Source organism: Paenibacillus sp. Y280, from assembly GCF_056786335.1.
Window position 1 is genome coordinate 68,669 of sequence record NZ_JBXCIW010000016.1, and the last position, 14,300, is coordinate 82,968.

12 protein-coding genes and 1 riboswitch are annotated in these 14,300 nt (G+C 47.0%); all 12 genes read left to right on the forward strand.

Going from position 1 to position 14,300, the window contains the following annotated elements:
- Position 1: 1 nt before the first annotated feature.
- The 12 genes from AC1TPC_RS19360 to AC1TPC_RS19415 all read left to right on the forward strand — a co-directional run bounded on the left by AC1TPC_RS19360 (position 2) and on the right by AC1TPC_RS19415 (position 13,988).
- The gene (locus AC1TPC_RS19360; RefSeq protein ID WP_482068438.1) at positions 2-1,006 is read left to right on the forward strand and encodes an SDR family oxidoreductase; all 1,005 of its coding nucleotides are present in this window, start codon (positions 2-4) and stop codon (positions 1,004-1,006) included.
- Positions 1,007-1,268: 262 nt separating this feature from the next.
- Positions 1,269-1,353: riboswitch (cyclic di-GMP riboswitch) on the forward strand.
- Positions 1,354-1,404: 51 nt separating this feature from the next.
- Positions 1,405-1,560, forward strand: coding sequence for a hypothetical protein (locus AC1TPC_RS19365; protein ID WP_482068439.1), 156 nt, complete (start codon positions 1,405-1,407; stop codon positions 1,558-1,560).
- A gap of 116 nt (positions 1,561-1,676) precedes the next feature.
- Positions 1,677-2,459, forward strand: a complete 783-nt coding sequence (locus AC1TPC_RS19370; protein WP_482068440.1) for a hypothetical protein — start codon at positions 1,677-1,679, stop codon at positions 2,457-2,459.
- 24 nt (positions 2,460-2,483) lie between these two features.
- The gene (locus AC1TPC_RS19375) at positions 2,484-3,437 is read left to right on the forward strand and encodes a copper amine oxidase N-terminal domain-containing protein (protein WP_482068441.1); all 954 of its coding nucleotides are present in this window, start codon (positions 2,484-2,486) and stop codon (positions 3,435-3,437) included.
- A 625-nt stretch (positions 3,438-4,062) separates the two neighbouring features.
- On the forward strand, positions 4,063-4,260 hold the full coding sequence (locus AC1TPC_RS19380; RefSeq protein WP_482068475.1) for an aspartyl-phosphate phosphatase Spo0E family protein: 198 nt from the start codon (positions 4,063-4,065) through the stop codon (positions 4,258-4,260).
- A gap of 421 nt (positions 4,261-4,681) precedes the next feature.
- On the forward strand, positions 4,682-5,224 hold the full coding sequence (locus AC1TPC_RS19385) for a VanZ family protein (RefSeq protein ID WP_482068442.1): 543 nt from the start codon (positions 4,682-4,684) through the stop codon (positions 5,222-5,224).
- A 77-nt stretch (positions 5,225-5,301) separates the two neighbouring features.
- The gene (locus AC1TPC_RS19390; RefSeq protein WP_482068443.1) at positions 5,302-6,690 is read left to right on the forward strand and encodes a stalk domain-containing protein; all 1,389 of its coding nucleotides are present in this window, start codon (positions 5,302-5,304) and stop codon (positions 6,688-6,690) included.
- Positions 6,691-6,807: 117 nt separating this feature from the next.
- Positions 6,808-7,989 (forward strand): acyltransferase family protein, encoded by a 1,182-nt coding sequence (locus tag AC1TPC_RS19395; RefSeq protein WP_482068444.1) that lies wholly within the window; start codon positions 6,808-6,810, stop codon positions 7,987-7,989.
- A gap of 240 nt (positions 7,990-8,229) precedes the next feature.
- Positions 8,230-8,718, forward strand: coding sequence for a translation initiation factor IF-3 (gene infC, locus AC1TPC_RS19400; RefSeq protein ID WP_482068476.1), 489 nt, complete (start codon positions 8,230-8,232; stop codon positions 8,716-8,718).
- Between the two features lie 263 nt (positions 8,719-8,981).
- Positions 8,982-11,336, forward strand: a complete 2,355-nt coding sequence (locus tag AC1TPC_RS19405) for an FdhF/YdeP family oxidoreductase (protein WP_482068445.1) — start codon at positions 8,982-8,984, stop codon at positions 11,334-11,336.
- A 64-nt stretch (positions 11,337-11,400) separates the two neighbouring features.
- Positions 11,401-12,213 (forward strand): formate dehydrogenase accessory sulfurtransferase FdhD, encoded by an 813-nt coding sequence (fdhD, locus tag AC1TPC_RS19410; protein ID WP_482068446.1) that lies wholly within the window; start codon positions 11,401-11,403, stop codon positions 12,211-12,213.
- Positions 12,214-12,269: 56 nt separating this feature from the next.
- Positions 12,270-13,988 (forward strand): ABC transporter ATP-binding protein, encoded by a 1,719-nt coding sequence (locus AC1TPC_RS19415; protein ID WP_482068447.1) that lies wholly within the window; start codon positions 12,270-12,272, stop codon positions 13,986-13,988.
- The last annotated feature ends 312 nt before the right edge of the window (positions 13,989-14,300 follow it).

Here is a 14,300-nt window from a genome sequence, read left to right on the forward strand (position 1 = left end):
AATGAATTATAAAAACTTACAATTTCCTCAGAATTCAACATTTCTTATTACTGGTGGAGCGGGTTTTATTGGAACGAATTTAGCCGAAGCTTTACTTGAAATGGGATACAAAGTGAGAATATTAGATGATTTATCAAATGGTAGACCAGAGAATATTGCAGAATTAAAAAAGAAATATAACTTTGAATTTATAGAAGAAAGTATCGTAGATTTTGATGCATGTAAGAAGGCTTGTGAAGGCGTTGATTATGTATTACACCAGGCAGCATGGGGCTCAGTTCCTCGTTCTATTAAGATGCCTCTTGTATATGACACAATTAATGTTCACGGAACTCTTAATATCTTTCAAGCTGCTGTTGAATCAGGCGTTAAGAAAGTTGTATATGCATCATCATCCTCTGTTTATGGTGATGAGCTTAATCTTCCAAAGGTAGAGCACAAGATGGGGAAACCACTTTCTCCATATGCAATTACAAAAACAGTTAATGAGCTATATGCTAGAAATTATTATGAAGTGTATGGTTTAAAGACGGTGGGTTTACGATATTTTAATGTATTTGGTAGAAGACAAGATCCTCAGTCAACTTATGCTGCGGTTATTCCTGTTTTTGTGAAAGCATTGTTAAACAATAAATCGCCTATTATAAATGGTGATGGAACACAGACTCGTGATTTTACATATATAGAAAATGTAATTGAAGCAAACCTTAAATCATGTTTAGCAGGTGATGAGGCGAACGGTGAAGCTTTTAATATAGCATTTGGTGAAAATGTGACTCTAAATGAACTTTATGACAAACTATGTACACTACTTAATAAAGATCTTCAAGCAATACATGGTATCCCGCGTGCAGGTGACATTCCTCATTCTCTTGCTGATATTTCTAAAGCCAAAGCATTAATTGGATATAATCCCAAGTTTGATCTTAATACAGGTCTAGAGTTAACAATAGAATGGTATGTAAATAACTTAAAAATAAATGATCCTATTCCAAAACCAGTTTGATCGTTTATAATTTTTAAAGTTGAATTAAATGCGGCTACACAAAAACTGACTAAATTATACTTGTTTACTAGCTATACCTGATTGGATAGGTTATCTTATTGTTTTTTTGTAATATTGAATAGTTAAAAGTGAAATCGAGTATTCCATAACAATTTATCCGAATACAATCATCTAGTTTAAACAAATAAGGTCATAGTAATAATCCCTATACACCCTCCTGAAATTTTGTTAACATACCATTAAACAACACAACACATAAACCGTACGATAAATGCAAAACCATTGAAAAGTGGCGACGCAAAGCTAAAGGGGCTTATCTGAAATCAGACTGCCAGCCAGCTACCGAATATCGTGCCTCCCGTCGAGGTTTATGTGGAAAATTGGAGGTTATTCATAGGATGATACACACAAATATTGTACGTGAATGGCATCAGCTTTGGATGGAGTTCCATGAAATGCTGTGGAAAGATTGCTTGGATGAAGAGAAACGTATGGAGCTCTATCTAAAAATGGTTTATCATAAGAATAAACTAGCGGCTGTCACTCTCTCATAAACAAGCTCATGGAGTACGATTTCTTGTTGGTCTGTAAAAAGCGATATCTGAAGCTGGCGCCCTGTCTTATAAGAAGCGTCAGCTTGTTTTTTTGAAAATAAGACAAGGAGGATCATATGGGGTCATTGCTCATGCAGCGCCCGTATGAAACCAAAACGATGAAAATATCGAGTAAAATGCTATTTATAATTGCAGGCGCAATCGTTGTTATCGGTATTGTGATTTATGGAAGTATGAGTCTCTTTTCAAAGCTGAATCAGGTAGAAGAGCTAAATGGACGTATAGAAGAAACGGCTCGGATTGATGGGGGGCAAAATACTGCTGCGGGCACAGAGAAGCCTAACGATCAGCCGGAGCAGACGCCTGAAGCTGTTCCAGCTCAGACGCCTGAAGCTGTTCCAGCTCAGACAGAGGTGCCAGTTCCATCGCCTCAGACAGCGGAAGACCTTCAGCCTAGCCCAACTTCATCTTTGACACCTGAACCAACGTCTGATAATTTAGATGTAGGCCAGAAGTCAGGGGATGAATCTGCCAATTCGGAAGAAAAGTCCCGAAAGAAGAAAGAGATTGATGCCTCGGTTACAGCGGAGCTGGAGAAGCTGAAGTCTTCGTGCAAGGCAAGCAGCAATAGCCTGGTCCGTCAGATCGCACAAGAGCTTAGCGGTGATGAAGATGCAGCGATTGCGACTATTCAGAGCAAATATCTGAATAAGGTTTTTGCAGCTGAGGCTGACTGTGATGCGAAGTACAATCTATTAATCAGCAATGCCAAGAGCGAGTATAAGGCAGCAGATTTAGGCGATCAACCCTTTCCTGATTGGAGCTCGCAATATGAAAGTGCTAAAGCTGGAGCCAGAGCCGATGCGCTTGCCATTATTGCCAACTCGCTCGACAAGTAAGCTCTATTATTCTGAGGAGGCTCTATGAAAAAGTCACGAGCATTATCTATTTTTCTAGTTGTTACGATGCTTTCATCTTTACTTGCTGCCGTCGCATCAGCGGCAACGACAACAATAAAGGCGACAACGCAGCCGATTAAACTGCAATTTGATGGTCAATCGCTACAACTGCCGGAAGGTCAATACTCGTTTATTTATCAAGGTCGTACATATGTGCCGATTCGCTACATTTCCTATGCGCTGCAAAAAACGGTGAAATGGGATGGAACGAAGGCTGCAATTTCTAAACCAACGGAGAAGGAGCTTGCTGCGCTGAAGAAGCAATTGCAAACTGGAGCATCAGGCAGCCAAAAGCCGCAAGCAAGCATTTCAATTGCGATTCAACCTGTTAAGGCATCCTTGGTATTCGATGGGAAGACAGCAGCCTTGCCGGCTGGCCAATCTCTTTACGTTTTTAGCGGTTCAATCTATGCGCCTCTTCGTTTTTTGTCAGAGGCGGCAGGGACGCTGATCAACTTTGACCCGGTGACGCAGATGGTTAGCGGTGAATCCGCTGCATATCGGTCAGAGCTAGAAGCCGGCGGCGGTATACAGCCAGAAACAAGCACAGTTACGGGTAAAACCGGTAATACTGGCGCAGGTGCTGGCGGCGCAGGTGAAGGATCTGTTAAACCGACAGAAGAACAAATTACGGATGATGCCAAAGCGAAGCTCGTTGCGCTTCAGAATAGCTGTGACGCGGCTCTTCGGAAAATTCTTTTGGAATACAATTCGGCAAAGGCTGAGGATAAAGCTAATATAGAGGAAAAAGGGCGTCTGACGCTTAACAATTGCACCACGAGGTTTGAGGACATTATATCAGACACGACGTCAAAGCTGACTGCGAACGGGTATAGTACGGACGTTATTGCTGCCTATCGAGAAGAATTCAATAATCTGCTTAAGGCTGGAAGAATAGTTGCGGAGAATTTGAAATAATCGTTATTTTATTGAGCATTTAGGAGCAGTTGTGAAGTCTCATTGACTTCATTACTGCTCCTTTGTCTGTTGACCAGCAACTACTGTTGCTTTCGCTATTCTCCTGAGTTCAATTGCAAGCGAGATGGATAGCGTAAAATCCGATTCAATGGTAAGTCGAATATGTCAAAATGAGCCTCGAGTATGCCTTTTTTTTTCATACTTTTTTCTTTCCTTCCTTCCAATTGTGGAGTAATGCGAAAAATTAACACATTTCATTAGCAAACCCACTACCATAGTACTAAAATTTGGATTACACTATGATTAGAAACTAACCTAAATCTATACAAAAGTGTCAATATAGGGGGACTAAGGTCATAATTGAAGTGTTCCATCTATTCGATCGATGTACTTTCAGTCTATTTAGCCTAGATACAGATGCGATTATGCTTTCTCGCGGATTAGGTCTAAGTGCTCAAGAGATGGGCTGCTTGCTGGATTGGATGATAATTGGCCGTTATGTTGGAATGATATAGGTTTGGCGAGGGAAAGCCCGTTGATGTCGATTCTAATCGTTTTAATCAGGGAGAGGTGAGGGTCCATTAATAGAGATACTGTTCTACAAAAAAGGAAGCTAGAGCATACGATCGAGCAGCTGCGGCAGGAAATGGTCGATAAGCTATTTGTGTACCAGTCATACCAATCTGATGAAGTGTTAGGAGCAAGCCAAGCGTTGGATCGTGTGCTTAATTGCTATGATTGCGTAAGATATGAGAAAGAGTGTATAAATAAGACGAATTGTGCTTCGTTTGTGTTCACATGGAAAGAAAATAACTCTATTTAAACAGACGCTTCCGTTTATTTTTTCTGAATTTGTACCAATATTTCCCGTTTTCATCCTTAAAAATCCTAATTCCGATTAGTTTGAATGGTGTTGCTATTTCAGTAAACATTAAATAACTAGACATCATGATCACCCTCGTTTCTCTTCCTTTAAGTCATAATACCAAACTTTAGATGTATTGACTATATGAAAATAGGACTTTCATACCTCTCCCTTATGAAAAATGGTTGGGTTATACTTCTTTTTTTTCCAATTATGTACTATTAAAAATGTCAGCGGCTGCTTCTTTTGAGGAAGTAGGCCGTTCTTTGGCATGTCTCTCCAGCTCTCTGCATGCTCAAATTTTGTTTGTGCCTTTCTTTTCAAGTATGATAGATGAAGAGAATAGGGATAAGGTTTCTTTGCAGGAGGTGCTGGAGAATTGACCAAATCTATGAAATGGATGCCAACCCTCATATGGGGGATCCTGTTTGCGGGTTGGCTCGCGCTTTTATTTATGTTTTCGTCCCAGTCGTATGAGCAGCAAAGCATTCAGCCTTTCTTGCGCAGCCATTTTGATTACCATCAGCTTGTAAGATGGCTGCCTGATGTGACGATTACATATCGAACCAGCGTTATTAATTCACATGAACGTCCATATAGCTTCATTGAATTCCTATTTCGCAAAGGCGCGCATTTATTTGTGTACGCTGCGTTCGCTGCCATGCTGTACATGTTCCTGCGTGCGCTGAGCGGTGGACGTTGGTTTATTTCGATTGTGATTACGCTGCTGGTTGCAATTGCTGTCCCGGCGTTAGATGAATGGAATCAGCTTGGCTCTGACGAGCGGACGGGCAACGCCACGGATGTTGTGCTTGATTTTGTCGGGGGCAGTGCGGGCCTATTTGTCTGCTTGTGCATCTTAGGGTTAGTTAAGCTATGGCGCTCCCTATCACGGTCGAGAACAAGAAATAACATGGAATAGGCATGCAGCAACTTTTTTATACGTCTAAACGTCTAATTGGTATAAAATGCATAATTTGCTAATTAGGAGTGTTTGGAATGAAAAAGTCCATTGCTTTGCTGTTCGTTATTTTGTTTTTGCTGTCAATTGGGAACTTGAGCTTTGTTGCCGGTGCGAAGGCCCAAACCATCCAATCGATCTCTCTCACCCGTATTATCGATATGGATGATAGGAGCCATTCGGAGCACTATTATGCTTTGCAGGCAGATGGAACGATATGGATAGGCACTGTTGATGCTCCTGCAGTTAGAGGGCCACGAATCGAAGGCGCCGTAAAAATATCAGGCAACCTTGTCCTTACCGCATCTGGCGATGTATGGACTTGGAGTACCAATCCTCTTGAGCGTCCAAAGCGAGTCCCTGAGTTGTCCAATATTCAAGATATCAGTGCTGGTCCAGCATTCATGGCTTTGAATAGTAAGGGGCAAGTATTTGTATGGGGCAACGTATGCTTTGTGTCGCTTATGAGACCTGACTTGCAGAATCCCCAAGAACCGACCTGCTATACACCTGATCAGGCGACACAAGCAGATGTTGATCTAGCGAGCATTCCTAAGATTGCGCTTGAGCATGTGAAGGCGATTCGGAGCTCTCTGCAAAGCCTGATGGTGCTGATGAATGATGGGAAGACGATTCGTTGGTATGGCAACACCTACATAATGGACATGGGAATGTACGAGGTGGTATCGAAATCGCTTATAACGGATTTTACCGGCTTTGATAGCGATGCTGTCGGGAGAGGGGAAGTGAAAATGCTTCCGGATAAAGAGCTTGTATCCTCGGTGCCGAATGCACAGTTTCGCAAGCTTAGCGTGAGTTATGAAAGCTTCTACTCGTTATATTTAAACCAAGATGGCACCGTATGGGGCAAATCAGACTGGGTGAATAGAGCGCTGCAGCGGATACAGCCCTTGAATAATATCGTTGAGGTCAATGCTGTCGCCTTAAATAGCGGTACAGCCTTAGATAAGAATGGAGTAGTCTGGACATGGGGAAATCGTCGTAACATGCCCTATAGCGGGAAACCGGATAAGTTTGAAAGTAAAATCGATGCCAAGCCGGCGCAGCGGCAATTATCGTTAAAAATCAATGGAAAATATATTGCTTCAAATCCCGGCCCTATCCAAATGAATGGAGTCACCTTCGTACCGCTGCGTGTATTATTCGAGTCGATTGGCGCAAAGGTTAACTATGCTAACGACGAAATTTCGATCTCTTACAGCAATCAGGCCATGCAGATCAGGGTGTACGACACGAAGGCTGTATGGAATGGGAAAAGTGTTAAAATGAACGCCGCTGTGACCTCTTATCAGGGTAAAACGTATGTGCCTGTCAGGTTTATTGCAGAGGCATTAGGTGCAAAGGTGCAATGGGATGCCGGAGATGGCTGCGTCATTATTCAGCTTGCAGCATCTAATTCGGATTAACAGCTGTTATGGATTGGAAAATAGCGAAAAAAACAAAAAAACGGACAAACAGGCCGGCTATCCTATATAATCGTCTTTGTTACTATAAAGACTCATTACATGTGGAGGTATCACAGCTTGCAGCGCTATGAAGAGTTGGATTCGCTTAGAGGTTTGGCGGCGTTAGCCGTTATGGTTGGCCATTTCTTAATGGTGTTTACGCCAATCGTGCAAAATACATCAGGCTTAAGCTTTCTGGATTATCCGCTTAACCTGCTGAAATATACACCGCTGCATGCGATTTGGGGAGGCCATGAAGCAGTTATTATGTTTTTTCTGCTTAGCGGGTTCGTGCTCTCCTTGCCGTTCTTCAGCAATCGCCAGCAGAATTATACGAAATATGTGATTAAGCGGATCTGCCGCATTTACATCCCTTTTCTGGTCGCTTTAGTGATCGCCATTCTAATGAGGGAAGCGGTCTACGTGTCGAAGCTTACGGACTTAACGACCTATTATAACAATCTATGGGTAGCACCTCCGGATATGGGCTCCATTATTCATCACCTTCTGTTTGTGGGGAATTACAATACGACGAGATATGATCCGATATTGTGGACGCTGGTCCATGAGATGCGAATCTCGTTATTATTCCCTTTCATTATGTTTGCTATTGTGAGAGGCGGATGGAAATTCGGACTTCCGCTTGCGATTGTCTTATCCTATGGAGCAGCAATTATGCTCGAAAATATAGAAACCCGTTACATGACTAATTTTGTTGTATCCCTGCATTATGCCTCTTTCTTTATTGTGGGAGCGCTGCTTGCCAAATATCAGAAGCAGCTGAGGGCGGTTTTCTCGAAGTTAAATGGCTGGTGGACAACCTTGCTTCTTATTGCAGCATTATGCTGCTATTCGTTCAAATGGATCGGTTATGGCGAGGATTTCCATGACAGGTTCATGCCGCATGGCGGCGATTGGATGACGGCGATCGGTGCTTCCATCTTCATTATAGCAGTTCTATCGTCCGTTCGATTATCGCAGCAGCTGCAGCGGAAGCCGTTATTATTTTTGGGCAAAATCTCGTACAGTCTTTATTTATATCATATGATCGTGCTTCTATCGCTCGTTCATCTGCTTGATGGAGAGCTTGATAAAATGTTTATCGTCATGCTCGCTTTTGTTGTTTCATTCGGCGCGGGGGCGCTAAGCTATTATTTCATAGAGCTGCCTTCCATTCGTTTAGGCAGGTGGCTTACAGGTTGGGGAAAGAAGCCGAGCGTGGTTGTAGGAAGCAGTGGAGAAAGAAGCATCTCGTCTTGAGTAGGATGATCGACTGAACAGAGGAAAGGAATGGCTCTCCTAGCGGGGGCATTCCTTTTTTTTGCTTATCCATGTGCTAGAGTAATGCAGCAGAAGCTGCTGATCGTTCGATTCAAAAACAAACCGCGCTAGACGTCTAATAAAAGCGTATAATAGAAGTAGGAAATAGCAGCGGCTTTGCTAGTAAAGGCTGCTGTTTTCCTTATTCACGGTATGGGAGTGATACGTTGTATGGCATCAATGGTTATTATGAATGAAAAAATACGCGCATCCGAGGTGAGGCTAACAGGTTTGCGGGGCGAGGATCTGGGCATTGTCTCGCGTGATGAAGCGCTGGCGAAGGCGCGCGAGCTGAAGGCAGACCTCGTCTGCACCTCGCTTATGAGCAGCCCGCCGCCTTGCAAGCTTGTTGGCAAGGGACAGGCTAAGCAGCAGGCGGATCAAGAGAATCGCAGCGCTAAGGTGAAGGAACAGCCTAGCAAGGTAAAGGAGCTCCGCTTGACCCCTCATATCGAGGAGCATGATTATGATACGAAGCTGCGGCAGGCGGCGAAGCTTCTCGGCTCGGGCAACGGCGTCCAGCTCGTTGTTAAGATTCAAGGCAAGGAAGGTCCGAAAGCGAAGGAGCTTCTGGAGCGTATGCTGAAGGATCTGGCGGAGAGCGGCAAGAAGCAATCAGGCATTCAAGTGAGCGGAAAGCAAGCGGCTGTGCAAGTATTGCCATTGTGAGCAGTTCGCGTCTAATGAAAGCTTTTTGAAGGGGAAGGATCGCTGAGCGGCGCTTCGAATGACTTGGTGTACCATCATGCCATTCTTGGGCTGCTCAGCATTCTCGGCGTCAACGCTAACGCTCTGCATTTGTATACGCTTACTTTAAAGCAGGGGGCTGTTAATGAGGCTTATCGTATAGGAGCAGAACCAGTTGGTGCAGCATGAACAGATTTATGGGCTTAATAGTATTTATACCATTCTATTAACGAGGTGAATGATTAATGAAGAAAACCGTTCATACTGGACCCATCAAGCTGCCTGCGCGGCCTGATCCGAAGCTGTGGGTCAGCAAAGCGCCGTTTGGGCTAGGAAAAATCAAGCCGCATCATATTCGGGATACGCTCAAGGTAGCGTGGGACAACCGCGATAATTTGCCTTATGCTTACCGGATTTTGACACAGGGGGTATGCGATGGCTGCGCGCTGGGCGTATCCGGGTTATATGATCAGACGCTGGATGGCCCGCATATTTGCACGACTCGTCTGAATGTTCTGCGACTTAATACGATGCCGGCCATTAAGGGGGCAACGCTGCATTCGGATATCGATGAGCTGCGTAAGCTCGACAGCACGCAGTTGCGCAAGCTGGGGCGCTTGCCGTACCCGCTTATTAGGGCGAAAGGGGAGCGCAGCTTCCGCAGGCTGTCATGGGAGGATGCGCTTGACCGGATTGCGGCGAAAGCAAGGTCGATCGATCCGAAGCAGCTGGCCTTTTATTTAACGGCGCGCGGAATAACAAATGAGTCCTATTATGTGGCGGCGAAGGCGGCGCGGCTTATCGGAACCAACAATATTGATAATGCCTCGCGAATTTGCCATTCCCCCTCCAAGACGGCGATGAAGCGCTCGGTTGGGGTAGGGGCTTCAACCTGCAATTACAAGGATTGGATCGGTACGGATGTGCTTGTATTCTGGGGCAGCGTAGCCGCAAACAATCAGCCTGTATCCACCAAGTATATGTATGCCGCGAAGCGGAAGGGGACCAAGATCATCGTCATCAATCCTTACCGCGAGCCGGCGATGGAGGGCTACTGGATTCCGTCGATCCCGGAATCGGCTCTGTTTGGCACAAAGCTGGCTGATGACTTCTATCAGGTAAATATCGGCGGCGACATTGCGTTTATGCACGGCGTGATGAAGTGGTGGTTTGAGATGGAGGAGGAGCAGCCGGGATCGGCGATTGATCATGCATTTGTTCAGGAGCATGCGAATGGCTATGAGGAGCTGAGGGCGCATGTCGTGCAGCAGGAATGGGAGCTGCTCGAGCAGTCATCCGGCCTCACAAGGGAGCGGATGAGGGATTTCGCTGTAGAGCTGGCAGGGGCGAAGTCCGGCGTATTCGTCTGGAGCATGGGGCTTACGCAGCATCGGTTCGGAACGGACAACATATCGCAGGTGGCGAACCTTGCGCTGCTGCGAGGCTTCCTTGGACGCGAGCACTGCGGCTTGATGCCGATTCGCGGCCATAGCGGCGTTCAGGGCTCGGGCGAAATGGGTGCCGATCCGTTCAGCCTGCCCGGCGGCGAGTTTAAAGGCGGGGATATCGGCCGAATCGAACGCCTATGGGGCTTCAAGCTGCCGGATTGGCAGGGCGATATCGTCGGCGTATCGCTGGAGAACGCTTTGCTGCCGGAGCAGCATGAGCGCAGGCTGAAGCTGTTCTATACGTCTGGCGGCAATTTTGTCGAGACGATGCCGGACCCGGATTTTATGAAGCGATGCTTGGAAGCGGTTGATCTGAGGGTGCATCAGGATATTGTGCTGAACAGCTCTACGCTGCTGGACGCGCAGGAGGAGGTTATCGTGCTGCCGGCGATGACGCGTTATGAGCAGCCTGGCGGCGGCACGTCTACCTCGACGGAGCGGATGGTTTATTTTTCCCCGATGATTGAAGGCCCTAGGTTGGAGGAGGCTCGTGCGGAATGGCAAATCTATGCGGACCTCGCTGCTCGCATTCGGCCTGAAATGAGAGAGTCGATTGTCTTTAAGGATGCCGACGCAGTCAGGCGGGAGATTGCTTTGGCAGCGCCTAATTATGATGGCATTCAGAAGCTGCGCAATAAAGGCGATGTGTTCCAGTGGGGAGGGGCTTGGCTGTGCGAGGATGGCATCTGTCCAACGGAAGATGGCAAAGGCCATTTAATCAAGGTTGATCTGCCTGAGCTGCGTATACCAGAAGGCCATTTCTATGCGACAACGCGGCGAGGCAAGCAGTTCAATTCCATGATTTACGGAGAGAAGGATGTCTTCAACGATGCCGGCCGCTACGATGTGCTGATGAGCGGAGCAGATTTAGCCAAGCTTGCGATTGCTGAAGGAGAAGCGATTGTGGTCTATAACCGGAACGGCGCCTACCATGGCCGGGCCAAAAGCGAGGATATCGCGCCTGGGAATATTGAGCTGTACTGGCCGGAGGGCAACAGTCTTTTTCCAAGAGGGGTATATGAGCCGGTTGCCGGCATTCCTGAATACAATACATCGGTTATTGTGGAGCGGGCGGAAACATATCATGCATTTAAGGACACGAAATATATCGAGAAGCGGATTGTCGAGCTTGAGATTGAGCCGCCGGCTTAAGCATGTATGATTGGCAGGAAGCGAAGCATGCCTAAGCGGGAAGCGAAAGGGGAGGGGCACTCGGATGGATCTATCCAACACGACCAAATGGCGGGTACTCAAATACGACGGAAGCGCGAGCTTCGAGAAGGATGATGATATCGCCGCGGAATTTCCGCTTACCTTGAAGCTGGATGGCGAGGAGTTCGCAACCTTGGTGTGCTCGCCATCTGACCTGCAGGAGCTTGTCATTGGCTTTCTCGCTTCCGAAGGCGTTATACGCACGGCTGGTCAGGTGAAGTCTCTGAGCATCCATGAGGATACGGGCTTTGCCTACATCGAGCTTGAACATAAGCATACGGTGAGCCTCGACCATTACTCCAAACGTTTTATCGGCTCCTGCTGCGGGAAGGGGCGCCAGTTTTATTTGCACAACGATATGCTTACGGCAAAAACGATCATGACCCGCACGAAAATATCGGCTGAGCAGTGTATACGCTTTATGCGGGAGCTGCAGGACAGCTCTGCGGATTTCCGCAGCACGGGCGGAGTCCACAACGCAGCAATCGGAACGCCTGCCGAGCTGCTCGCCGTACGAACGGACATCGGCCGTCACAATGCGCTCGACAAGCTCTTCGGTTATTGTCTGCTGCATCGGTTGCGCACCTCGGACAAAGTGATCGCCTTCAGCGGAAGGCTTTCCTCGGAAGCGGTGTTGAAGGCGGCGAAGATCGGCTGCGGTATTTTGCTCAGCAAGTCGGCGCCTACCGATCTCGCCCTTCGGCTCGCGGACGATCTGGGCATCACCTGCGTAGGCTTTATACGGGGCGGGGAAATGAACGTCTATACGCATCATGATCGGATTGAATTTGGGAATGGATTGACAGGCTGGCAGTGATTGTATATCATTTTAAATGAAAATGATTATCACTACAGAAAGAGAAGGAGTTCAAGATGTTTTTACGATTTTTTGCTTATTATAAGCCTTACAAAAAGCTGTTCTTGCTAGATTTCTGCTGTGCAGTTCTGCTGTCGGTGCTGGAGCTATGCTTCCCTCTAGCGGTCAGCTATGTGATTGATACGCTGCTGCCGGACGAGAACTGGGGTTTGATTATAACAGCCTGCGCTATCCTTCTCGTCGTTTATGTCATTAATACCATATTGCAATATATCGTCACCTACTGGGGGCATATGCTTGGCATTAATATTGAGACGGACATGCGGAAGAAGCTGTTCGATCATATCCAGAAGCTGTCGTTCCGATTTTTCGATAATACGAAAACCGGCCACCTGATCTCGCGCCTTACGAATGATTTGTTCGAGATCGGCGAGGTTGCCCATCACGGACCGGAGGATATGTTCATAGCCGCGATGACGTTGGTCGGAGCATTCGGCATCATGGCCTATATTAATTTGGAGTTAGCCATTCTAACGTTCATTATCGTTCCAATTATTATATGGCTCGTTCTGCTGTTCAACGGCAAAATGACGAAAGCAGCGAATCGGCTGTTCTCGGATATGGCTGATTTCAACGCACGCGTTGAGGATACGGTTGGCGGCATTCGTGTCGTTCAAGCGTTCTCGAACGAGAAGCATGAGAAAAAGCTGTTCAAGGTCAACAATCTGCGCTTTCGTGAAGCCAAGCTTATTTCCTACAAAATTATTGGCTTGAACTCGTCGATTACGTACATGCTGATGAGGCTTGTATCGGTATTTGTGCTCGTGGCGGGGACATGGTTCGTTATTAAGGGAGACCTGAAATACGGCGAATTCATTAGCTTTGTTTTGCTGACAAACATCTTCTTTAAGCCGATTGAGAAAATTAATGCCGTTATTGAAAGCTATCCGAAAGGCATCGCCGGCTTTAAGCGCTACGTGCAGCTGCTGGAGACAGCGCCAGACGTTGCAGATAAGCCGGATGCTGTTGAGGTGGATCGTTTAAGCGGAAATATTGTTTATCAAAATGTTACGTTCGGCTATGAAGGCGAAGCGAAGGTTCTGCAAAATATCGATCTGAAAATCCGCGCAGGCGAGACGATTGCTTTTGTTGGACCATCCGGTGCCGGCAAAACGACGCTTTGCAGCTTGCTGCCGCGTTTCTATGAGATAGAGGGCGGCAGCATTTCAGTCGACGGCTACGATATTCGCGATCTGAAGATGGAATCGCTGCGGAAGCAGATTGGTATCGTACAGCAGGATGTATTCCTGTTCGCGGGCACGATTCGTGAAAATATTATTTACGGCAAGCTGAGCGCATCCGATGAGGATATTTGGCAGGCAGCTCGCAGAGCGAAGCTCGAGGAGTTCATCCAAGCGCAGCCACAGGGGCTGGATACGGTTGTCGGCGAACGCGGCGTGAAGCTGTCCGGCGGGCAGAAGCAGCGCCTGGCAATTGCGCGGATGTTCCTCAAAAATCCGCCAATCCTTATTCTCGACGAAGCGACGTCGGCGCTCGATACAGAAACAGAAGCGGCGATTCAGCAATCGCTGGCTGAGCTGTCCGTCGGTCGCACGACGCTCGTAATCGCGCACCGACTTGCGACGATCAAGAATGCGGATCGCATCGTCGTTGTAACGGAGCAGGGCATTACCGAGCAAGGCCGCCACGAGGAGCTAGTTTCGGCGGGCGGCATTTACAGCCGCTTGCACCACGCGCAGTTCGGCGCCAATTAATCGCAGGGCGATGCCTTCGCGAGCGTTGAGGCTGGGAGAATGGATGGGGCTGGCTCGAAAGTTATACCGGATGTCCCCTTCCCCGAATACTGACAGGAAGCATCCATACCGAAAAACGCCCCCAACCCTGCTTGAGCAGCGGTTTTGGAGGCGTTTTTCTTTTTATTTGGGACTCATGACTCTGATTAATACTCGAACCATTCCCGTTTATTCGCTGATGCCCCTTGAAACAAGCTTCTTCATTATGATTGCTGACAACTCTTCGGTTGCTGTTTCAGCTCTAATCGCTACAGTGCAGAAAATACAGCAGAA